Origin of the sequence: Treponema sp. HNW, assembly GCF_050320395.1 — a bacterium.
GTDB lineage: Bacteria > Spirochaetota > Spirochaetia > Treponematales > Treponemataceae > Treponema_C.
On record NZ_CP144459.1, the window covers coordinates 1,657,219 to 1,679,772 of the forward strand.

Here is a 22,554-nt window from a genome sequence, read left to right on the forward strand (position 1 = left end):
GATTTAAAAATATGTGTAGTACAGAATACCATAAAACGGCACCGCGGTCAAGCACGCGCAAGCGCACAGTTGTAAACTTTCCGCGGCAGTATCGGAAACGATACTTGACAAAACCCCGATGTATGGGGGTATAATTACTATAATATTTACCGCATAAAGGTCCTGCTTATTTTACACTGCATTAATAAGGAGATGCACATGCAAACAACAAAAAAACTTGTTTTAATCGTGCTTGTATTGAGCACGGTTTTCGCTACGGTTTTCGCTCAAACGTCCATGACCTCTTTAAGCACACAGTCGCTGTTTACAACCGATGTCGACGATTTTATGGATGTAAACGAATGGCACAACGTAATGCCTAAAAAGTTTTTCGGCTTTTTGGGGTACGGAGAGACCGGGAAAGGTTTTATTCAATTGGGCTTTGCAAAACAGCTTACCAAGGTATACATGGGCGCTTATTTTGAAGGCTTACCTATTTTATGGGAGTCCAAAACCGAAAAAGACAATAACGGCAACAAAAAGGTTACGGTAAAAACGCTCGGAAGGAATCCCACCAATGCATCGGTATTGGCCGGTTTTAAAAACATCGGTATAAAGGGCGCTTTTTCCTTCCAGCCGCAGCGCAGACAAATAACCGTCAACGGTGTACCCGGCAACTACGATAACCAGCACATAACGGATGGAATCGCTAAAACAACGGCGATTTCCAACGTATTCGATATGGAGCTGGGTGTAACCGCCGGTATGAATATCAACGGGCCCAAAGACAGGCTCTATAAAACCTCTGCGGAAATTGCTCTTGAATCGAAGGTGAGCAAGGTAAATAAGAGCAATGATACCGCAAAAACAGTAGATATGGCCGATGAGAGCGTATATACGCTTAAAATAAACGGCGGAGTCGGTTTTGACTTTTGGCAAAAACGGGATATAACGCAAAGCCTTGCATTGGCCCTTGACACCGATTGGGATATCTTTCCCAAAAAAACGGAGTATAGAAAAGCGCCAGGAACGGAAAGAACCGTAAATACCGTAGGACGTTTAAACGATGTGCTTACACTGACCCCCGTGTGGACACTTGCCTATGAGCCGGAAGGCAAGTTTGCATTCAAAGCCGAAGCAGGCATGCCCGTCAGATTTCATTTTGAAAATGACTATAACTATAAGGAATCCGTTGCAGCCTCTACAACCACGACATATAACACGTCAAGAAACTATAATTTTAACTTGGGATTTGAGCCGACTTTAAAAGGCGCCGTAACGTGGAAACCTTTTTCCAAACTGCGCTTTAACGCGGGAGCCTCTTTTATCGTTCCCGAATTCGGTTGGGAAACCGAAAAAACCGAAACGAGAGCCGCAGACGGCACTGTTACGAATACAACAAAGGACGTTACATGGTTCTTTAACGACTCCGCTATCGGCACTTCGGGTAAGTTTTACGCCAATTCGGGCTTTACCTGGTTTGTAACGGATAAGGTAACCGTAGATACCCAATGGGATATACTGCAAAACCTGTTCAACAATGAGTTTGTAACACAGCTTACCGAAGGCAACTACAACTTTTGGAATACGGTAAACAAGCTGCTTATACACAAGATCAGATTTGCCGTATCGGTTAAGATGTAAGGTAATAAACGCTTAATCGGGGTTGTCCGATTCTTCACGTTTTGCGGCAGCCCCGCAGCTTATCTTAGAACGGCAAGCCCGCCCCCTTGCGGGGGCGGGCTTTTTTTTGGGGGTGACATTGTTTTTCGCCCCTTCACTATTTACCTTTTTTGCTTTATACTTAAAGGGATGGAATACGGATTTTTCAGGGTTGCATGAAAATATATCCGTTAAGCATAAGGACAGCCTCAAAATAAGCATAGAAATCATCTTTAAGGATAAAAAAATGCTTGAAAAAAACGGGAAAACGTCGTATTATAAGGTAGAGGATTTTATCAAAGCTTGTGCAAAAAAGACATCTACCGTTGTTGTTCTTAAACATGCCCTACAGCGGGCGTGTGATATTTTTGATTTATGCACAAGAACCGATTTATTAGCTTTTATCGGAAACGGAGGTTGTGAAAATCCGGAATTTATCAGCACGAAATCATGGGATAATAATCCGGACAAATCTGTCGAACTAAAGGTTGATAGTTATGAGTTTACGACAAACAATAAAAAAGGGTATTTAGCCTTTATGCATAATAATAAAACAAAAAAATGGATTATAAAGTCTTTTCATGAAGCCTTTTCGGAAGGTAAAGCTGATAGGATGTATAATCCGTTTAGAAATTTACTGGGAGAGTCATATGACTAAAAAACAATGTCCGGTGTGCGGAGGGGTACATTTAAAGTGCAGCTTCGTTAAAAAGGCAATTGGAGATAATGAATTTTCTTTAGTAAATTATGTTTGTGATGATTGCGGGGAAGAAGGTGATTTTTTTAATGAAAACGACAAAGAACTTTCTAAAGCCCTTGTGCAAAAACACCTTGAGGAATCTTTAGAAATACTTTCACGTTTAGAACGGCAAAAGAGAAATTTTGCCGGTATTGAAAGAGCTTTAAATATTCCGCAGCGTACATTTTCAAAATGGAAAAACAAAAAAACTAAACCTTCAGCTCCGGCAATTGCTCTTTTAAAATTTTTAGATGTTTTTCCTTGGCTGATTGATGTTGCAGATAATAAATTTGACAAAATAGCAGCTGATAATATTCTATTAAAACATGTGTGCAGCTTGGTTAAAAAGCCCGGCATTGATAGACGTATCATCTACTATAATGATGAAAGTCAAAAGGGCATAGCTGTTTCATTTTTTCATACAACAACACGGCCCGGAGCACAAAGGTATATTAATGAAAAATAATTTAGTAATTACTGATATATTATTGATAGAGTCTCATTTTTCGTTAAAAAGACTGCCTGCGGAGACTATGTCTATTTATGAGATAATTGATACCGGTATAGAACATACTGAAGATAATTCACTTGTAGTAATACATACTATTCAATTCACCATAGAAGAAATAGAGAGCAAAGAGCCGGTTGCGGAAACTTTTTTTAAATACGGAATAAACATATCAAATACGGAAAAATACACCGAGGATGAAATTAAAGACTTTGCAATCAATCAAATGAATCAATTATATCTAAGCAAAGCAAATGAGTTTTTTACAGCAAGCTCTCTTCCTGCTGCTAAAGCAGGGGATATTATAATAAAACAATAGTGAAGCCGATGGAATACGGATTTTTCAGGGTTGCCTGTGCAAGCCCGCGCCTTAAAATTGCGGATTGTAAGCACAATGCGGATGAAATTGTCAAGCTGCTCAAAAGGGCCGAAAAAGACGGCGCTGAATGTACGGTATTCCCGGAATTGTCGATTACGGGAGCAACCTGCGGCAATTTGTTTTTTCAAACAAACTTAATACACAGTGTTTGCCGTACCCTGACGGAACTTGCGGAGCGCACAAAGGACTGTCCGATTCTCTATGCGGTAGGCGCTCCTCTTCTTTCAGGCGGTGCGCTTTTTAATTGTGCGGTTTTTATATACCGGGGGCGCATTTTAGCGGCGGTGCCTAAAACGCATATCGGCGGCCGAAGCTTTTACAACGAACGGCGGTATTTTACCTGCGGTTCGGCGGCCGCCCCCGGTTTTCCCGCCGGGCACGGCCAAGTTATCAGTATCGGCTCCCATACCGGCATTCCCTTCGGAACGGATATCCTTATACGGATAGGCAACAGCCGCTATGCAAACTCTTGTGAAGATATTTATACCGAAGCGCAGGACATATATATCGGAGTCCTAATCGGAGAAGACGTGTATGGAGCAGGTATCAGCGCCCTTCAAAGCCGCGTGTACGCACATGCCGGTTTAACGGCTGCGCACATTATACTGAACCCGGCGGCCGAGCCCTTTATTGTAGGAAGCGCAAAGCGGAAAACATGTGCCCTGTGCGCCCTGTCCGAACGGTGTGCCTCTGTGTGCGTTTGTGCCAATGCGGGAAGCGGAGAATCGGCAACCGATTTTGTGTTCCGCTCCCACAATGGTATTTTTGAAAACGGCACGGTTCTTGCACAAAGCGATTTTCGAGCCGATTTCCGGGCAAACGGGAATGGGCGCAATAACGACAAAACGGGCGCACTCGGCGAAGCGGACGGCTATCTTGTGCAGGATGTCGACATAGAACTTCTTGAAAACGAACGGCTTCGCCGCTCTGCCGAATACGGGCGCCTTTCGGCTTCACAAATACCGAACCTGCGCATTATCGAAGCCGCTGCGCCCGACCCCGTAAAACAGGGACTGAAGCGGCACATTTCGAGGCTTCCCTTTGTTCCCGAAAATCCTGCGGAACGAAAAGAGCGCTGCGAAGAAGTGTTGTCCATTCAAGCTTCGGGTTTGGCCGAGCGGCTTAAAAACACAGGTATAAAGAAGGCGGTTATAGGTCTTTCGGGCGGTTTGGATTCAACCCTTGCACTCCTTGTCGCAGTCGATGCATTTAAAATCTGCGGCCTTTCCCCCTCGGCAATACACGCTTTTTCGATGCCCTGCTTCGGCACAAGCTCTCGGACAAAAAACAATGCCGAAAAGCTTGCTTCCCTTTTAGGTGTAAGCTTTAAAGAAATCGATATACAAAATGCAGTAAGGGCGCACCTAAACGATATAGGCGCATGCGAGGACGTGCACGACAGCGTGTACGAAAATGCTCAAGCGCGCGAACGCACGCAAATACTTATGGACAGCGCAAACAAGACAGGCGGCCTTGTTATCGGTACGGGAGACCTTTCCGAATCGGCGCTCGGCTGGTCAACCTATAACGGAGATCATATGTCGATGTACAATGTAAACGCTTCGATTCCCAAAACACTTGCGCGGGAACTTGTGCTGTATGCGGCCGAACTTGCAGCAGCGGAGACTGTAGAGTCCGCGGCGCAGCTGGCGGCAATCCTTACAGACATTGTGCAAACGCCCGTAAGCCCCGAACTTTTGCCCGCAAAAAACGGCGATATTGCGCAAAAAACCGAAGATATTCTGGGCCCCTATGAGCTGCACGATTTCTTTTTGTACTACGTTGTTCGCCGGGGTTTTTCGCCGCGCAAAATACTGTTTTTAGCCGAATGCGCTTTTCAAGGTGAATACAAAGCCGGCTATATAAAAGAAAAACTTGCACTTTTTTACCGGCGTTTTTTTACAAACCAATTTAAACGCTCGTGCATGAGCGACGGTATATCGGTCGGAATGGTATCGCTTTCGCCGCGCACAAGTTTTTCCATGCCCAGCGACGCACAGGCTTCGTTGTGGCTTAAAGAACTTGAAAATCCGACTTGACAAAAGTCGGACACCATTTATTTCGGCGGTAAAAAAACAATCGCCCGATAGGAGGAATATAATGAACAATTTTAATTATTGGACACCCACAAAGGTAATTTTCGGAAAAGATGCCGAAAAACAAACGGGTGCATTGGTTAAAGCGCAAAACTGTAAAAAAGTGCTCGTACACTTCGGAGGCGGAAGTGCAAAGCGTTCGGGCCTTTTGGACAGAATATGCGATTCTTTAAAAGCCGAACACATCGACTATGTACTTCTCGGCGGCGTTGTGCCGAACCCCCGCCTTTCTTTGGTGCGCGAAGGTATAGCCTTATGCAAAAAAGAAGGGGTTGACTTTATTTTGGCCGTCGGAGGCGGAAGCGTTTTGGACTCGGCAAAGGCTATCGGCTACGGAGTTGTAACAGAAGGAGACGTGTGGGACATTTTCCTCAAAAAAGTAGAGCCTGCGGGCTGCCTGCCCGTCGGTTCGGTACTCACGATTGCCGCTGCAGGAAGCGAAATGAGCGATTCTTCGGTTATTACAAACGAAGACGGCTGGCTTAAGCGCGGTTACAGCTCCGACTACGGACGCTGCCGTTTTGCCGTTATGAATCCCGAATTGACGGCAACCCTCGACGAATGGCAAACGATGAGCGGCTGTACCGACATCATTATGCACACCCTTGAGCGCTATTTTTATCCTGCACATGAAGTATCCGGCGAAAATATGATTACCGACAGCATTGCCGAAGGTTTAATCAAAACCGTTATAAAAAATGCCCTGATTTTAAAAGACAAACCGAAGGATTATAACGCGCGCGCTCAAATTATGTGGGCGGGAAGCCTTTCTCACAACGGATTAACCGGCTGCGGCAACGGAACCGGCGACTGGGCAACCCATCAAATCGAACACGAATTGGGCGGTATGTTCGACATTACCCACGGTGCGGGTCTTGCCGCAGTATGGGGAAGCTGGGCACGCTATGTATACAAAGAAAACCCCGAGCGCTTTGCGCAGCTTGCACGCAATGTCTTCGGCATAAGCGACACCGACAGCGAAAAAGCGGCCTTAAAAGGTATCGAAGCTATGGAAAACTTTTTCCGTTCAATCAATATGCCCGTTTCGGTAAAGGAAATGAACATCGATTTAACGGAAGAACAAATCGAAACCCTCGCTTTCAAATGCTGTTTTGAAAAAAAGCGGCTTGTCGGTTCCTTTAGAAAGCTCGGATACGAAGACCTCATAGCGATTTATAAGGCTGCGGCAAAATAATGCATATTTTGGTTATTGACGGACAGGGCGGCGGCATCGGAAGACAGCTTGTAGAAGAAATCCGTAAAGCCCTGCCCGAAGTATCTATAACGGCGGTAGGAACAAACAGTATTGCAACCTCGGCAATGATTAAGGCGGGAGCCGATAACGGGGCGACCGGAGAAAACGCGGTTATAGTCGGCTGCCGCAGTGCGGACATTATTGCAGGGCCGATGGGAATCGTTATAGCCGATTCTTTGCTCGGTGAGATAACGCCTGCAATGGCGGCTGCCGTCGGACAAAGTCCTGCCCTGCGCATTTTACTGCCGGTCAACCGCTGTAAAAATTCGATTATCGGTATTGCCGATATGGACATTGCAACAATGATAAAAAAAGCGGTTGAGGAAATCAAAAAAACCGCACAAGGCTGATATGCCGTATTTCGGCTCAAAACACAGGGCTCTGCTTGATTTTTTCCGTATGTACCCGAAAGCCGCCCTCGCCTTTTCAGGCGGTACGGATTCGGCCTATCTTTTATATGCGGCTTCAAAAAGCGGTGCGGACATTCAGCCTTATTTTATAAAAAGCCCTTTTCAGCCGCAGTTTGAATTGGAGGATGCACAGCGTTTGTGTACGCTGTGCGGCATAGGCTTAAAAATAATCGAAGCGGACACTTTATCCGATGCTTCCGTTGCCGAAAATACGGAAAAGCGCTGTTATTATTGCAAAAAGCTGTTGTTTTCGCTTCTCAAAAAACGGGCGGGCGAAGACGGTTATACCTTGGTTATCGACGGTACAAATGCTTCGGATCTGGCATCCGACAGGCCGGGTATGAAAGCTTTGCAAGAGCTGGGTATACGTTCCCCCTTACGCGAATGCGGCATCACAAAGGCGGACGTGCGCGTACTGTCAAAAAAAGCGCATTTGTTTACATGGAACAAAAGTTCCTATGCCTGTTTGGCAACACGCATTCCCTGTGGAACGCCCATACAACAAGAAAAACTGCGCCTTATGGAAAAATCGGAAAATGCCTTCGCCCGTTTGGGCTTTACCGATTTCAGAATCCGCCTTGACGGAAATACTGCCCGAATAGAAGTTCCGGCACGGTACATGAAAAAGGTGGTGCGCAAAAGGGAAACCATACGGGAGCTTTTGGCGGACGATTTTTCCGCCATCGTGTTGGATTTAAAAGAGCGGTAAAGGAATTTATATGGCAGCACAGGATATTTTGGCGATTTTGGAACAGGTCGAATCGGGAAAGCTTTCGGCCCGGGATGCTCATCTTTTATTAAAGAAAAAACCCTTTGACGATTTGGGATTTGCAAAACCCGATCATCACCGTGCAGTAAGGCAGGGAGAAGCCGAAGTTATCTACGGCGAAGGAAAGACTGCGGAACAAATCGCTTCGATAGCCGACTCTCTTTGTGCAAACGGAGCTACATCTTTGCTTATAACCCGCTTATCCGAAGAAAAGGCCGCAGTACTGCAAAAAACGTATAAAATGCACTACGATACAATCAGCCGGCTGGGTATTATCGGTACCATGCCCGAAGCCGAGGGAAAAGGCAATATCGTAGTAGCTTCGGCCGGGACGAGCGATATGAGCGTTGCCGAAGAAGCCGCCCGTACCGCCGAATTTTTTGGCAACAGGGTTGTGCGCCTCTACGATGTCGGAGTTGCCGGCTTACACCGCCTGCTTTCCAACCTCGACTGCATTATGAGTGCGCGCGTTATTATCGCCGTTGCCGGTATGGAAGGAGCCCTTGCAAGCGTTATAGGAGGTTTGGCCGATTGCCCGGTTATCGCGGTTCCGACAAGTGTCGGCTACGGCGCTTCGTTTAACGGTTTGGCAGCCCTTTTGGCCATGCTCAACTCCTGCGCAAGCGGAGTCGGCGTAGTAAATATAGACAACGGATTCGGTGCCGGTTATCTTGCCGGTATGATAAACCGTATGAGTCAATAGGAGAAATCGATGAAAACCTTATACCTTGAATGTGCAATGGGAGCTTCGGGCGATATGCTTGCGGGCGCCCTTTCGGAATTGATTCCGGACAGTGCCGATTTTTGTAAAAAACTGAACGACATCGGTTTGGAAGAAGTCCGTTTTTCGGCCGAAAAAAACATAAAATGCGGCATAACCGGAACAAAATTCAAGGTGCTTGTAAACGGCGAAGAAGAAAAAAGTATCGATGCCCCCGGCCATACACACACACATGAACACACACACAACCACGAGTACTCTCACAATCATGAGCATCCGCACGGCCATTCGTCCTTTGCCGATATAAAAAAACGCATTGCCGCCTTACAAGTAAGCAATAAAGTTAAAGCCGATATTGAAGCGGTATACGCTTTAATTGCCGAAGCCGAAAGTTATGTTCATAATACAAGTATCGACAACATTCATTTTCACGAAGTGGGAAGCGCCGACGCCTTGGCCGATATAACCGCCGTTTGTATGCTTATCGAGGCACTTTCCCCCGATACAATAATCGCTTCTCCGGTAAACGTCGGAAGCGGACATGTGCACTGCGCACACGGCATCCTGCCCGTCCCGGCCCCCGCTACAGCCCGCATTTTACGCGGTATTCCCGTATATGCCGGAGCGGTTCAAGGCGAATTATGTACGCCGACGGGAGCCGCCCTGCTCGCTCATTTTGCGGCAAGTTTTGAGAGGCTTCCCGGAATGAAGATTTCGGCAATCGGCTACGGCATGGGGACAAAGGATTTTCCGCAGGCAAACTGCCTTCGAGCCTTTTGGGGAACGGTTTGCAAAGACGCAGCCCCGCAAAATACGGAAGCGGCCGAACATACCGAAAATGCCGAAAACACGGAACGGATAATAGAGCTTTCCTGTAATATAGACGATATGACGGGCGAAGCCCTTGCTTTTGCCGCGGAAATCTTATTTGAAAACGGTGCCTTGGACGTATTTACAACTCCGATCGGTATGAAAAAGTCGCGGCCTGCAGTAATGCTTACCTGTCTTTGTCTGCCTGCCGAAAGCTCGCGCATGGCGGATCTCATCCTCCGCCATACAAGTACACTCGGTGTGCGCGAAAAATCATGCCTGCGACGTATGCTTCCCCGAAGCGAAAAAACGGTACAAACGCCCTACGGCAGTGTGCGCATAAAAATCGCTCAAAGCGGCAGCATACAAAAAAACAAGATCGAATATGAGGATGCAGCCCGTATTGCGCGAAGTCAAAACATTCCCCTAGGCAATGTATATCAAGCAATAGAAAAAACTGCACAAAATGATTAAAAAAGTATCGAAATTGCGATTTTTTCCCTTTACAAACATGAATTCACGCCGTATTATAATGTCAGGATAACTTTTTTTAAGAAAAATGCATTTTTTTCTTAAAAAGTTGTATTTTTTTGCACATAAAATCCAATAATACCTGTAGAGGGTAATACGGGATAACCGATTAAATCCCAAACGAATCGGCGGTTCCCTGCCCTCGCAGGAGGACATTATGTCAAGGAAAAAACGGACTCACAACACAAAACACATGCCGTCCGATGAACAAATGAAGGCGTCGGGAATCCGTGAATTGACTGCTGAAGAGCTGCTCAAAGTCAACGGCGGAGGTCAGGTGGAAGGAGCCGGCCCTGTTTGCGGCCCCGCTCCGGACATTCCGGATGATCCGCCGAGTTCGGGAAGCTCATCTTCAGGCGGAAGTTTGTCGGGAGGTTCGGAAAGTTCATCAGGCAGCTCGTCGAGCGGAAATTCGTCCGGCGGTTCGTCGAGTAATTCAGGTTCTTCCGGCGGCGGCAACGGTTCATCGGGAGGAAGCAGCGGCACAAATGATTCATCCCCCCCGCCTTCTTCAACTCCTTCCGAACCCGTAACCGGCGGTAATTCCGACGATACCGGAGGAGGATACACGGATTATCCTGAAGCCGGATATATCGACTATCAGGAAAGCGGCGGCTCATCGGGAGGCGGTTCGTCAAACGGCAGCTCCGGAAGTTCGGATAACCATTCTTCCGACAGCGGCAATGCAGACAGCGGTTATTCGGATGACAGTTGGGGCGGCTCGTCCGATAACGACAGTTCGGACAGCGGCGGTTCGTATACAGGAGGCTCATACACGGGCGGCGGGTTCACTTATACACCGCCCGTACACAATCAGGAGCCGTCAGCACCGTCTCCGATAGAAGAAACGGTTGAAGAAACGCAAAATGTACAGGAAAATACGGGCGTAACATCATCGCTGCCGCAAAAGCCGACAAGTGAGCAAGATACACGGCCGCCCGAAAGATTGAAAGACCGCTTTAACACTGCAAATGAAGGGCGGGAGGGGATTCACGGTATTTTCAAAAATATGAAAGATAATGCCGTTGAAACATGGAATAGGTTGAAAAAAAAAGAACAACCTAAGGCAATCGGTGTTGATGACGATCAATATAAGATTCCGGAGCAATTAAACAGACAAAAGGGAGTGATAGTATCCTTTGATAAAAGCGAGGAAAAATTGAAAGTCAATTCCTATCGAAAATTGGAAAATGGAGACTGGCAGTTAACAAGAACATATACTATCGATGCTCACAATAATGTACGTAATGAATTGAATCAAAGAAGAGAAGCACCTGATGTAACAACCTGTCCTAAGGACGGATCTGAGGCACAGTGGTACTTTCCTAGACAATTTCCGAACGGTACATGGGAACTCGGCTTAAGCAGAAAAAGCAACAGCTCAAATGTGGAAGGTGTTTTCATTCCTACAACAGCCTATCAGGATGTACCTGTGTATGGTCCCAAAAGCAGTTCTAAACCTATTCCTGATGCTAACGGAAATTATATAGCAACAGGTGTACAATCGGATACCGGATACGGAATCCATTTTGCAAAAGGAACAACATGGGGTTGTATAGGCTTGAAAAGCATATCTGATGCCATGTGGCTGGCTAAAATAACAGACAGTGCACTACTTTCCACAAACGGTTTTGCACGGCTGAGAGTACAGGAGTAACTATGAAAAATTATCGATTGCAATCATGGATGAGTATCATCGGATTTTTGCTTATTGTATCGGGAATACGGGGAATCGCACAGGAGGCGACCGGAGGAAAAGGAGCAAAAACAGCCGAAAACTCAAATTTTCCCCGAGACATCTTTGCCTCATATATTTTCCAAGGCATACCCGAAAACCCCGAATTAATTACGGAAGAACACAAGGTGGAAAAACTGAATGAAAATGAAGCACAACAAGAACATTGGCGATTTGCAGGAGAATGGGATACTGTTATTATATGTTCTTCAGAAAATTTTAATATTGTTTACACGCAGTACAAAGATGAATATAAGATTCAATATGTTAAATTGACGGGAAAAACACCATGTGCAACCGAATGGAGTTCCTACATAGGGAAAAACACAGACTATCTTTTGCGAGTCTTCGGAGAACCGAAAAGCCTAAATACTTCAACGGTACTCTACAGCACTGATGAATACTATATACTCTTCAACTATGATAAAAAAATTATAAGCAGTATTCTTTTGGCACGAGAGCAGTAAACTATTAAAACGGGGTAAACTATGAAATATATACAGAAGATCATGATACTGATATTGGCTATGTGTGTGTCGTGTTCAAAAAACACAGGGAAGTCCGATACAATCGATATACCGAAAGAGCCGGAAAAGACGGAAGTACAAATCGCAGCCGAAGCACAACAGGTACCGGAAGTACAAGATATATTTGAAGCCGATATTTTTATGAATCTCCCCGATTCTCCGCTTGCGATAACCGAAGAATGTACCGTTAAGGAGCTGTCGGATGTTGAAGTATTTTCTTTGGATGAAAAAAGCGGTATGAAGGCTTCCGTTTCGGGAATCTATGATTCCGTTGTCGCAGCTGAATCGGAGAAATTTACAATACTCTATACTGTGTACCGGGGTACCTATAAGCTTTGCTATGCCGCTTTTTATGCTCAAACGCCTCTGAATGAAAAATGGAGCGGTTATATCGATACCCCGTCTTACGATATTTTAGCTGCATTCGGTACTCCATACGAGATACAAGACAATTCTCCCATCGTCATGTCGTATAAAAAAGACATATGGCTGACCGGAGAGGGTCTTACGAGTATCTGTATTCAATTTTATTATGAGAACAAGAGGATTCAGAAGGTCGCACTATGGAAACAGCGTTAAGAGTTCTTATAGCCGCAGTTAAAGGGAAGCCAAATTCAAGCATCTTATGAAAAAGAGAGTGCCGTATTCAATGTGTTAAAAATTAAAAAAGGGCCCTGTAAAAATATTTGTGTAAATGGCTGAAAATATGATACTCTAGGAGGAGTATATGACAGCCAGAAAAAACAAGAAAGAGAAGGACGCAATCGATCAGATGCTCGATCGGATTGATTTCCACGGAATGACCAAGGATGAGCTTACCGGTCAGGACGGACTATTACGTCAAATTACAAAGCGCTTTTATGAGCGGGCGTTGCAGGCAGAGCTGGATGAGCACCTCGGCTATGCAAAGCATGACAATGCAGGGGACAACTCGGGCAACAGTAGAAACGGCTACACGGACAAGTCCGTAATCATGAACGACAACAGCACGGTAGAAATCGAGGTACCGCGCGACCGTAATAGCACATTCGAGCCGCTGATAATCCCTAAACACGACAGACGTGCCCCCTTGTTCAACGACCAGATTATCTCGATGTACTCATTCGGGATGAGCTGCCGCGACATACAACGGCACCTGCAGAATATCTATGGGGTGGAAGTTTCACCGGAATTAATTTCTCGAGTGACCGAATCAGTCATTGAGGATGTTCGCCAGTGGCGCAATCGCCCGCTTGAGAAGTCTTACCCGATACTTTTCCTCGATGCCTTACGAGTAAACTCAAGACAGGACGGCAAGAACGTCAACAAAGCCCTGTATGTTGCTCTGGCAATAAACTGGGAAGGCAAAAAAGAGGTTTTGGGGCTGTGGCTTGCTGACACGGAAGGAGCGAAGTTCTGGATGAGTGTGCTGACTGACATAAAGAACCGGGGTACAAATGACATTCTCATAGCCTGCATGGACGGGCTTACCGGGTTCCCCGACGCGCTCAGAGCAATTTTTCCGGACACTCACATCCAGCATTGCATAGTGCACATGATCCGAAGCTCGACGAAGTTTGTTTCTTACAAGGATTTGAAGCAAGTCTGCCGCGACTTGAAGGAAATCTACTGTGCAGTGAACGCAGACAGCGGACGTGAAGCGCTTGAAGATTTTGGAAAAAAATGGGACGGCAAGTACCCGATGATTTCGGCCTCATGGCAGCGTAACTGGAACGAGCTGACGGAGTTCTTCTCGTACCCGGACAGCATCCGCCGTGTCATCTACACGACAAATGCAATTGAGAGCCTGAACTTTTCCCTGCGCAAAGTCACGCGCAATAAATCAAGTTTTCCCGATGACGATTCGATATATAAGGTGATGTACCTTGCGATTAAGAATGCGAGCGCAAAGTGGACTATGCCGATTAAGGAATGGGGACCGGCGGTCAACCAGTTCGCTATCCTTTTTGAGGGACGCTTTCCACTTTGTTAGGAAATGCCATTTACACAGATTTTGTGACAGGCTCTAAAAAAGATCATATCTTCCTCCTTGGGTGTTTTGGACGCAAAAGCTTCTAAAACACCCTTTTTTTTATTTTTTTCTTAATTTTTTTATTTTTATTCTTTAAAAAGTATATTTTTTTTTCAATCGATCCCTATATATATAATGAGGAGGTTTTAAACGGGCGGCTCAAATAGCGTTGCCCGCCTTAACTTAGAGTTTTTCCCCTTGATATTGCAGAGGACAAAACTCCCGCTATCTACAGTGCTTTCTTACGTGCATGAGGAACCGCTTTTATAAGGAGGACGCTATGAAAGAAAGGGTTATGCTTATCCCCTTGGAAGATTTGGAATATGGTCAGGAAATTGTATTACACAGGGAGCCCAAGATACTTTCAGTTACGGTATGGCTTATCGTCGCTTTGATAAGTTCTGCCCTTCTATGGATTGTATTCGGTAAAACCGAAGAAACGGTACGCGCGCGCGGCACGGTGCGTCCGGTATCGAACGTTTCATCGGTAAAAAATGCGGTTGCAGGAGAAATTACCGCCTTGTATTACCGGAACGGAAAAGCGGTAGAAAAGGGAGAACTTTTACTGCATATCGATTCAAAGGCTTTGGAGGCAAAGGCCGAAGCGTTGCAAACTGCGGCCCGAAAATTCCTTTTGACAGCCGAGGGACTCAAAGAAACCGAAAAAAGTTTTTACAAAAAGAAAAACCTTATAAATAAAAATAACAGTGCCGCCTATACACGCTTTCAATCCTATATGTATCGCCAGCGTTTATTTGAAGAGCGTTTTTCTCTTGCCGAAAAAACCTGGAAAGAAGCAAAGGCTCTTCCGAAAGAAGCTATGACCGCCGTACGTTTGCGGGAACTTGAATACGAAAAAAACATTGCTTTTTTAAATGCCGAAACGCATAAAACGGATTTTATCACTACGATAAACACCGAATATATTCAAACTTCGGTGGAAATTGAAAATATAAAAAGCCAAATGGAACAGATAAGACAAAGTTTAAGAAACTGTTGTGTGTATGCGCCCATAAGCGGAAATATACAGGAAATATCTTCGCTGAATACGGGAGACTATCTTTTTGCCGATCAAAGGATTTTGAATATTATTCCTTTCGAAAACGGCGCATATAAAGCCGAATTAAAAATTCCTGCAAAAATGCGCGGACGCTTGGAGCCGGGCATGAAAATCAAAATGCGGTTTCCCGCCTTCCCCTTTTATGAATTCGGCGGCGCGGAAAGTATTATCAACACGATAGATCCGGATGCTTCAACCGAGCCGAACGGAGCCTTGTATTTTACGGTTTCTTCCGATATCGGTAAAGCATTTCTGCAGGACAAAAAGCGCAATATCTACCCTCTTAAAAGCGGATTGGAAATTGAAGGGAGGATTATACTCAAGGAACAAACAATCTTGAGATATATATTACGTAAACTCGATATGGTGTGGTAAGTATGGCAAAAAGATTCTGTGTATTCATTATACTTTGTGTCCCGATATTGCTTTTCGGAGCCGATGACAAAACGGATAGGGACCATAGCGGTCTTGCCTCTGAAGACTACGAAAAACTCATTGAAAAGGTTTTTAGACAAAGTCCGCTGTATAAAAATACGGTTTTGGAATACGGCAGTGAAGAGCTTTCCAGAAACGCCTATAAGTTCCGTTGGGTTACGCGCCCTCTGATTGATTCAGGCTATGCGGGAACCCTGCATACGGGAAAAAATCACGTACATAATCATGCGTTTAAAAATGCTTTGGTATTTTCTCAATCTCTTCCCGGAGGCATTTCCCTCCGGGCACAGGCGGAACAATTTTTCGCAGTCAATGTAAGCGGGAATAAAACCGGAGCCTCATCGGCACAGTCAAAATACGGCTATGACTTCGACACTTCGGTTTCGCTCGCCATTCCCCTATATGCCGCCGCCCCTTCTTTGTATGTTCGGGCTGTAGAAAGTGAAATCCATACATACAGGCTTTTATCGGAAGCGGCGGCAGCCGGTTTCGAGGCGGCAAAAAAGCGTATTAAAAGTCAAGCCGTAAATCACATAAGTTCTTATCTGCTTTTAAAAGAGCGTATCGCCATTGAAGGGCATCTTCAAAACGTAAGAGACAAAGAAGCTTTTGCGGACAACAGCCTTTGGGAAACGGGTAAAATCTCGTCCTTTGAATTATCGGAACGCAGGACAAAACGCTATGAACGCTTTCTTGCATTTTCGGAACTTCAACAAACACTTTCCGAATTAAAGCGCAATTTATACAATTTCGGCTTAACGGAAGATGACATGCCCTCATCCATAGATTTATGGATTACCTATTGGGAAAACTTTATAAGTACCGCTACAATCAAAAACGGGTTGGACGCGGATGCGGAAGAAAAACGCCTGAAACTGAATTTTCTGAATAAAGCCGAACAGGGGCTCTTATCGCTTCCTTCGATCAATATATCCGCTCAGTTTACTCCGGTTTCCGCTTCAGCTTCGGCTCAAGGCGCGGCTTTATCCGGCTTTGCATCTTCAATCAATAACTACTGGAAGAGCATACAAAAGTGGGATTGCACTTTCAGGGCAAGTATAAAACTGTCCCTTTTTCCTTTTGACCGCGAATATGTTGCAAACGAAGAATTTGCGCTTTCCCGTAAGCAGTACAACAATGCTCTTGAATCGCTTGCCAGGTACCGCACAAACCGAAAAGCGCAGTATGAGGAAAGGCTTTTGCTTATACACAAGCTCCGTGATAAAGCCCTAATGGAAAAAAACGATGCTTTCAATAAAATTCCTACGGCATCTTCTCTTCAATCTCAGGGCTATATAAGCGAAACTTCTTTAGAATATCAAAAATTACATGCGCTTTTAGCGGAAAATAAACACAAAGAACTCAAGCTGCGCTTAATACAGACGGTATTGGAAGGGTACTGACCGATACACAAAAGCGCCGCTCCAATCGAAACGGAGGTTTATATGAACATAACATTAAAACGGAACGGATTTATTTTACAGCATGACGAATCGGATTGCGCTCCCGCCTGTCTTGCGTCTTTATGTAAATATTACGGAAAGCGGATTCCGATTTCGTTTATCAGAAGACTTGCGGGAACAGACCGTGAAGGAACATCCGGAAACGGCATTATACGAGGAGCCGAAGAATTGGGCTTTTCCTGCAAGGGAGCCTTTTCGGAAACCAAAGAATTGGACGATAGGCTTATCTATCCTCTCATTGCACACGTCCTGTATAATCGGCGCGAGCATTATGTTATCGTATACGGTTCCAAAAAAAACAAAGTAAAAATAGGAGATCCGGCAGAAGGCATAAAATGGCTTAAAAAAACGGACTTTCAAAATATTTGGACGGGTGTATTTTTTATAGCCGTACCGCTTGAAACGTTTCAAAAAAATACGGATACCGATACAAGTCTTACCCGCTTTATCCGCATTTTAAAACCGCATAAAAAAATATGCGCCGAAGTATGTATTGCAAGCATCATTTTAAGTTTTCTCGGCATTGCAAGCGCCTTTTACTTCCGTTTTTTAATTGACGAAATCTTATATACGGGCATAAAAATCGGCTTAACGCTTTTTTCACTCGGTTATGCGCTGGTTATTTTTTTTCAAACCCTGCTTTCTTTTTCACGCAGTCAGCTTATGCTGCATATGAGCAACAAAATCGATACCGTGATGATGACCGGCTATTTCAGGCATATATTAAAGCTTCCGATGGATTTTTTTACATCCCGAAAAACAGGAGAACTTCTTTCGCGCATCAATGACACATCTACAATACGCTATGCTATTTCATCCGCATCCTTATCCGTCCTGCTCGATTCTTTAATGCTCATTATAGGCGGTGTCTTTTTATGTATTTTCGGCGGGAACCTCATTATCGCAGCCGCTATTCCCGTAATCCTTTGTGCAATTTTGGCATGGCTGTTTTTTAAGCCCTATAAACGTCTTTTAAGAATAAAGGCTGTAGTCGACGCGGATAAACAGTCGTCGATGGTAGAAAACATTAACGGAATTGCAACGATTAAGGCACTTTCAAGCGAACAAACGGCCTATGAACATACCGAAATGAAAATCGTCGATTCGATTAAACGCGGTATTTCCTTGGGAACTATGGGCAATACCGAAAACGCCCTTCACTTTTTTTTAGTACAAAGCGGAACGCTGGCGGTTTATTGGCTGGGAAGTTTACGGATTTTGGCAGGAACAATGAGTTTAGGGCAATTGATTTCTTTTGTACTTTTATCGGGATATTTTTTGGGACCGCTGGGGCGTCTTTTAACCCTGCAGCCGACTTTACAGGAAGCCCTTGTTGCCGCCTCACGCTTGGCCGAAATTTTGGACATACCCGAAGAAAAAAGACACAGCGGTTCTTTCAAAAAAAACGAACTTAAAGGCGATATCGATATTACGGGCTTGAGTTTTGCTTACGGCACGCGGGGAAATACCCTCGAAAATATAGAACTTCATATAGAAGCCGGAGAAAAAGCTGCCTTTGTAGGCTCTTCGGGGTCGGGTAAAACCACCCTTACAAAGCTGTTAATGAAATTTCATAATTATACGCAAGGAGAGATTCTCGTTGACGGGATACACTTAAGAGAATACGATACCGAATCTTACCGCTCTTTAATCGGATACGTACCTCAGGATATTCTTCTTTTTTCCGGTACAATTAAAGAAAATATCCGCTTCGGTATGCCGTATGCGGATGATGAACAGGTATACAAGGCGGCACAGGCAGCACATGCGGATGAGTTTATTGCAAAACTTCCGGAAGGCTACGATACCCTTGTCGGGGAACGCGGCACAACCCTTTCAGGAGGAGAAAGACAAAGATTGGCCCTTGCCCGTATTTTACTGCGGCGCCCGAAACTTATGATTTTGGATGAAGCGACATCGAGCCTCGACTCCGTAAGCGAAAAGGCCGTTATGAGTACAATCAACGAAATGGCAAAAAGCATCACCGCAATTATTGTTGCCCACCGGCTGTCATCGATTATCCATTGCGATAAAATCTTTGTCTTTGAACACGGACGTGTGGTCGAATCGGGAACTCACAAAAGTTTGCTTCGAAAAAACGGGGTGTATACAAAGCTGTGGCTTTCACAGCAGCCGGTAAACGCGTACCCCAAAAATCCGCGGCTCAAATCACGCATCGATGTACCGGCGGTACAAAAAAAACACAGCCGGAGTAAAATTATTTTGCAGGGTTAAGGATAAAATCACCGTATTCATCATGTATAACGGTTTTTATACCCTGCAGGGGTTTCCACTGTACCGAGAGGGTAAAATACGGCTTGTAATCATATTTTCGGTTTGTCCCCGAACCGATAATTCTCGGTTCGACTTTAAACTCCGAATTTAAAATCCAGTCGTGTAAGTCGTGTTCAAGTTTTACGCTCAAACGTTTGATTTTAAAGCCCGATGCGTTTCTTTTTTGTTCATCCCAAAACGCAAAGGAATTAAACAGGTCGATAAAAATATTGCGTTCGCCGGGAATCTCAGGTTCAAAACCGACGGCCTTTTGCACGTAGCGCAGCAATTCCTTATTACGACTTTCGGCACTGAATGTGAGATTAAGAAATTTATTAATTTTAAAAGTAAAGGAGGGAGTAAAGGTAAAATAACTGTCTGTGGGTTTTGCTATATTCCAAGATAAAACGGTTGAAAGAGAGGGATTAAAGCCGATATTCCCGCTTTTATTTTTAAATTCAAGATTGGGGATATTGGCATGAAAGGTCAATAAGTACGGCAAAAAACTTTTTTTCTCAGATGTAACCCAGCCGCGGCTTATATCCAAAACATAGCTATAGCCGTACATCATTTCATAGGCAAAGCGCATATTACGCCACCCCAGTCCCACAGTTAAGCGCTCGGCATGCTTATCGTTTATATTGTAATCAAAACGCTGGGCAAGCGTTAATTTATTTTTGTTATCTTTTCCGTCCTTTGTGTATTTAAAGAAGGTCCAAGATGAAATTTGTACAAGGGGCAAAAAATACCAGTCGCTTTTCAACGAATTTTCGCGCTTTACATAGGCGCTTTCCAATGATGCATTGACAAGAGGAAAGGTGAATTCCGCTTTTGCAGTGTATGAGTCCGTGAGCGGGGGAAGATTTGCGCGAAAACTCAAAGATTGAGAAAAAGCGCCCTCTTTTGCCGAGAGGACAAAATGCAGGTTATGATTCGTAAACGTTTTTTTATTCCATTCGGGGGTATGATAGGTCCATGCCGGTTTATCTATACTGCCGGAAAAAGAGGTATGCAAAAACTTCATACCCGTATTCCAGCTTAACGCCGAATCTTTAAAAACGGGAAAAGATATAAGCGGTTTAAGGGTAAATGCATTGGTATTTGCAATATTCAATTTACGTGCGTTATAATCGTTCAGTATGATTCTATTGCGCTCGGCAAGCGTATAAGCCGATGAAAGAATGGGGTGCGTCTGATATTGATATAAAAGCGATACGGTATTCGATACGGACAGCAAACTGCCGTACCAAAGTAAATTGCTGTTAAGATCAAGAGGCAGCTTTAGTCCCACTTCCGACGAATTCGGATTTTGTATAAAAAACTGCGGCAAAGAATAAGTTTCGTTGCTAACCGTCATCTTTTGAGGACTGTACATAAAAAGAGAAGAAAAATCGGGTTTAAATGAATAGCCCAGCTTATAAGACAGAATATCCTTTTTTTCTCCGGCAGGAACGCTTACGGGAATATCCGGCAGGCTTTCGATTTTGAACAATAAATCGTCTTTTTGATTTTTATCCGTATCATTGCTATTGCCGCTGTCCGAAATCAGGTTTTCCGGAACAGCCGTTTTATCGCGCATAAGATCCGTATTTTTTATTTGTACGGATTTCAGCTCTTTTTCAGGCAGGGGCTTTTTTTGTACCGGCCAATTGACGAGGGTACCTGAAAGGGTCAAACCGAATGAAAGCGGCTTTATTTGCACGGGATAAAAAAAATCGCGGTTGGGGCTGTTGGTATACCAGTCGCTGTCGTCGTTGAATTCTCTTTTGGCCGCACGCTGTTGAGAAAATACAACTGAAGAACCGAATGAAGAAACGGAAACCGATTCAATCAGGGGACGCACAGCGGGAATGGACGGAGTATAAGAGCCTGAGATATTCCATGTATATGAAGATACCGCTCCTTTGAGCGCGGATGAAGAAACCGTACCGACTTCGTTTGTTTTCCCCGCCCCGCTGAATGCTCCTTTAAGAAAAAAATCGATCCAGTCCATCGATTCTTTACGGTCACCGAAATCGCCTGCAAAATAGGGGTCGGAATATAAGGGAAGGGCCGCATTTAGAGAAAAGCCGTTTTTTTGTACGGAGGTTTTCAAAGATACCCTATACCTGAACGGCATCTTTACTCCGAAAAACCATCCGTAATCCGTATTTTTCCGTTTTTGAGAACCGTATGATATGTATTGGTTATAGCCCTGAATCGGATACACCGTATTTGAAAAGCCGAGGCGGACATCAAAGGAAAGAGACTTAACCGCTCCGGCAGGTTTAAAATCTCCGGCAATTCCGGCCATACCGCCCAGGGTACTGTAATAATCAGCCATAAATTTAAGAAAATAGGGGGGGGCCGAGGCTTCCTTATTCAAATTATGCAGGATAAGACCCTCAAGTTCCTGTTCATAAAGGGATGTCGGCTGCATAAAGTTAAACCCCTTTGCAGCCTTATCATCGCTTTGAAGAGCTTTTCGTCCTATAAAATAAGTTGTGGTTTGCACAAAATAGCCTTCTCTGGGGCGGTAGCCGAAGGAGGGGTTAAAGAACAATTCGTCTTTCGGATAATAAAAAAACGGAAAATACATGAGAGGAACCGAGCCCACATATAAAAGCGCATTTGCAAAGGCAAACTCGTTTCCGGGTAAAAGCCAAATCCTGCTTGCTTTGATTTTCCAATGCGGATTTTCATCATCGCAAAAGGTAAGCTCACCGTTTTTAAAGGTAACCGTTTCGGAACCGTCACGGGAAAGCAGTTCCGAAGAAACAATTAAACGCGCCCCGTCGGGAAGCTTTACCGATTTTTGTTCTTCATGAGATACCCTTCCTTCGATAAAGATACCTTCAAGGGTATCCGTATTCAGTAAGACCGATTCGGAACTGATTGACTCGGATATTTTATTGCTGCTGATTTTTTCCATACGCACATTGCCGGAAGCGTACAAGACATTGCGCTTGCGGTCAACATTGACGGTTTCGGCACGGATAACAACCTTTTTACCGTCTTTTTCAACGGAGATTATAACATCGCCTGAAAATTTAATGATTTCGGTATCTTTTTCTTTATCTTTTATATACGAGGTTTTGAGCGCCTTCTCTATCGTTACAACCGAAGGGCTCTCTTGTTCCTGAGAAAATCCCGCACTGCATATACAAAAGGCAAAAATTATAATGACGGCAAACCGAAACCCTTTCATGCA

General features: G+C 44.6%; 18 protein-coding genes. 17 read left to right on the top strand and 1 reads right to left on the bottom strand.

What is annotated here, in order from left to right:
• Window positions 1-198 precede the first annotated feature (198 nt).
• From V1L52_RS07635 to V1L52_RS07715, 17 genes are all read left to right on the top strand, one after another.
• Entirely contained in the window at window positions 199-1,623 is a 1,425-nt protein-coding gene (locus tag V1L52_RS07635; protein WP_428768454.1) for a TDE2508 family outer membrane beta-barrel protein, read from the top strand.
• A 106-nt stretch (window positions 1,624-1,729) separates the two neighbouring features.
• Window positions 1,730-2,299, top strand: coding sequence for a hypothetical protein (locus tag V1L52_RS07640; protein WP_428768456.1), 570 nt, complete (start codon window positions 1,730-1,732; stop codon window positions 2,297-2,299).
• Window positions 2,292-2,846: a hypothetical protein gene (locus tag V1L52_RS07645; RefSeq protein ID WP_428768458.1), complete on the top strand. Its 555-nt coding sequence runs from the start codon at window positions 2,292-2,294 to the stop codon at window positions 2,844-2,846. Before V1L52_RS07640 ends, V1L52_RS07645 begins: the two co-directional genes overlap by 8 nt.
• Window positions 2,836-3,207, top strand: coding sequence for a hypothetical protein (locus V1L52_RS07650; RefSeq protein ID WP_428768460.1), 372 nt, complete (start codon window positions 2,836-2,838; stop codon window positions 3,205-3,207). Before V1L52_RS07645 ends, V1L52_RS07650 begins: the two co-directional genes overlap by 11 nt.
• 8 nt (window positions 3,208-3,215) lie before the next feature.
• On the top strand, window positions 3,216-5,306 hold the full coding sequence (locus tag V1L52_RS07655) for an NAD(+) synthase (protein ID WP_428771806.1): 2,091 nt from the start codon (window positions 3,216-3,218) through the stop codon (window positions 5,304-5,306).
• Window positions 5,307-5,367: 61 nt separating this feature from the next.
• Window positions 5,368-6,558 carry an iron-containing alcohol dehydrogenase gene (locus tag V1L52_RS07660; protein WP_428768462.1) on the top strand — a complete coding sequence of 397 codons (1,191 nt, stop codon included), beginning with the start codon at window positions 5,368-5,370 and terminating at the stop codon, window positions 6,556-6,558.
• Window positions 6,558-6,968 (top strand): DUF3842 family protein, encoded by a 411-nt coding sequence (locus V1L52_RS07665; protein WP_428768464.1) that lies wholly within the window; start codon window positions 6,558-6,560, stop codon window positions 6,966-6,968. The genes V1L52_RS07660 and V1L52_RS07665 overlap by 1 nt, the downstream gene beginning before the upstream one ends.
• Window position 6,969: 1 nt before the next feature.
• The gene (gene larE / locus V1L52_RS07670) at window positions 6,970-7,737 is read left to right on the top strand and encodes an ATP-dependent sacrificial sulfur transferase LarE (protein ID WP_428768466.1); all 768 of its coding nucleotides are present in this window, start codon (window positions 6,970-6,972) and stop codon (window positions 7,735-7,737) included.
• Between the two features lie 10 nt (window positions 7,738-7,747).
• Complete coding sequence (larB, locus tag V1L52_RS07675) at window positions 7,748-8,500, top strand: nickel pincer cofactor biosynthesis protein LarB (protein ID WP_428768468.1); 753 nt, start codon at window positions 7,748-7,750, stop codon at window positions 8,498-8,500.
• A 9-nt stretch (window positions 8,501-8,509) separates the two neighbouring features.
• Window positions 8,510-9,802: a nickel pincer cofactor biosynthesis protein LarC gene (gene larC / locus V1L52_RS07680; RefSeq protein ID WP_428768470.1), complete on the top strand. Its 1,293-nt coding sequence runs from the start codon at window positions 8,510-8,512 to the stop codon at window positions 9,800-9,802.
• Window positions 9,803-10,016: 214 nt separating this feature from the next.
• Window positions 10,017-11,516: a hypothetical protein gene (locus V1L52_RS07685; protein WP_428768472.1), complete on the top strand. Its 1,500-nt coding sequence runs from the start codon at window positions 10,017-10,019 to the stop codon at window positions 11,514-11,516.
• A 2-nt stretch (window positions 11,517-11,518) separates the two neighbouring features.
• Window positions 11,519-12,061, top strand: coding sequence for a hypothetical protein (locus tag V1L52_RS07690; RefSeq protein WP_428768474.1), 543 nt, complete (start codon window positions 11,519-11,521; stop codon window positions 12,059-12,061).
• A 42-nt stretch (window positions 12,062-12,103) separates the two neighbouring features.
• Complete coding sequence (locus tag V1L52_RS07695; RefSeq protein ID WP_428768476.1) at window positions 12,104-12,700, top strand: hypothetical protein; 597 nt, start codon at window positions 12,104-12,106, stop codon at window positions 12,698-12,700.
• Between the two features lie 193 nt (window positions 12,701-12,893).
• Window positions 12,894-14,093 (top strand): IS256 family transposase, encoded by a 1,200-nt coding sequence (locus V1L52_RS07700; protein ID WP_428771794.1) that lies wholly within the window; start codon window positions 12,894-12,896, stop codon window positions 14,091-14,093.
• Between the two features lie 319 nt (window positions 14,094-14,412).
• Complete coding sequence (locus V1L52_RS07705) at window positions 14,413-15,567, top strand: HlyD family secretion protein (RefSeq protein ID WP_428768478.1); 1,155 nt, start codon at window positions 14,413-14,415, stop codon at window positions 15,565-15,567.
• 2 nt (window positions 15,568-15,569) lie between these two features.
• Window positions 15,570-17,030, top strand: a complete 1,461-nt coding sequence (locus tag V1L52_RS07710; protein ID WP_428768480.1) for a hypothetical protein — start codon at window positions 15,570-15,572, stop codon at window positions 17,028-17,030.
• 42 nt (window positions 17,031-17,072) lie between these two features.
• A complete protein-coding gene (locus tag V1L52_RS07715) occupies window positions 17,073-19,325 on the top strand; it encodes a peptidase domain-containing ABC transporter (RefSeq protein ID WP_428768482.1) in 2,253 nt (750 codons plus the stop codon).
• Here V1L52_RS07715 and V1L52_RS07720 read toward each other — a convergent pair.
• Window positions 19,309-22,551, bottom strand: a complete 3,243-nt coding sequence (locus tag V1L52_RS07720; RefSeq protein ID WP_428768484.1) for a hypothetical protein — start codon at window positions 22,549-22,551, stop codon at window positions 19,309-19,311. The genes V1L52_RS07715 and V1L52_RS07720 overlap by 17 nt on opposite strands.
• Window positions 22,552-22,554 lie beyond the last annotated feature (3 nt).

Bases quoted from the DNA above. Each gene is read 5' to 3' on its own strand.
- V1L52_RS07655 (WP_428771806.1), top strand. From the start codon at position 3,216: ATGGAATACGGATTTTTCAGGGTTGCCTGTGCAAGCCCGCGCCTTAAA.
- V1L52_RS07705 (WP_428768478.1), top strand. From the start codon at position 14,413: ATGAAAGAAAGGGTTATGCTTATCCCCTTGGAAGATTTGGAATATGGT.
- V1L52_RS07650 (WP_428768460.1), top strand. From the start codon at position 2,836: ATGAAAAATAATTTAGTAATTACTGATATATTATTGATAGAGTCTCAT.
- V1L52_RS07690 (WP_428768474.1), top strand. From the start codon at position 11,519: ATGAAAAATTATCGATTGCAATCATGGATGAGTATCATCGGATTTTTG.
- larB (WP_428768468.1), top strand. From the start codon at position 7,748: ATGGCAGCACAGGATATTTTGGCGATTTTGGAACAGGTCGAATCGGGA.
- V1L52_RS07695 (WP_428768476.1), top strand. From the start codon at position 12,104: ATGATACTGATATTGGCTATGTGTGTGTCGTGTTCAAAAAACACAGGG.
- V1L52_RS07665 (WP_428768464.1), top strand. From the start codon at position 6,558: ATGCATATTTTGGTTATTGACGGACAGGGCGGCGGCATCGGAAGACAG.
- V1L52_RS07660 (WP_428768462.1), top strand. From the start codon at position 5,368: ATGAACAATTTTAATTATTGGACACCCACAAAGGTAATTTTCGGAAAA.
- V1L52_RS07700 (WP_428771794.1), top strand. From the start codon at position 12,894: ATGCTCGATCGGATTGATTTCCACGGAATGACCAAGGATGAGCTTACC.
- V1L52_RS07720 (WP_428768484.1), bottom strand. From the start codon at position 22,551: ATGAAAGGGTTTCGGTTTGCCGTCATTATAATTTTTGCCTTTTGTATA.
- V1L52_RS07635 (WP_428768454.1), top strand. From the start codon at position 199: ATGCAAACAACAAAAAAACTTGTTTTAATCGTGCTTGTATTGAGCACG.
- V1L52_RS07715 (WP_428768482.1), top strand. From the start codon at position 17,073: ATGAACATAACATTAAAACGGAACGGATTTATTTTACAGCATGACGAA.
- V1L52_RS07645 (WP_428768458.1), top strand. From the start codon at position 2,292: ATGACTAAAAAACAATGTCCGGTGTGCGGAGGGGTACATTTAAAGTGC.
- larE (WP_428768466.1), top strand. From the start codon at position 6,970: ATGCCGTATTTCGGCTCAAAACACAGGGCTCTGCTTGATTTTTTCCGT.
- larC (WP_428768470.1), top strand. From the start codon at position 8,510: ATGAAAACCTTATACCTTGAATGTGCAATGGGAGCTTCGGGCGATATG.
- V1L52_RS07710 (WP_428768480.1), top strand. From the start codon at position 15,570: ATGGCAAAAAGATTCTGTGTATTCATTATACTTTGTGTCCCGATATTG.
- V1L52_RS07685 (WP_428768472.1), top strand. From the start codon at position 10,017: ATGTCAAGGAAAAAACGGACTCACAACACAAAACACATGCCGTCCGAT.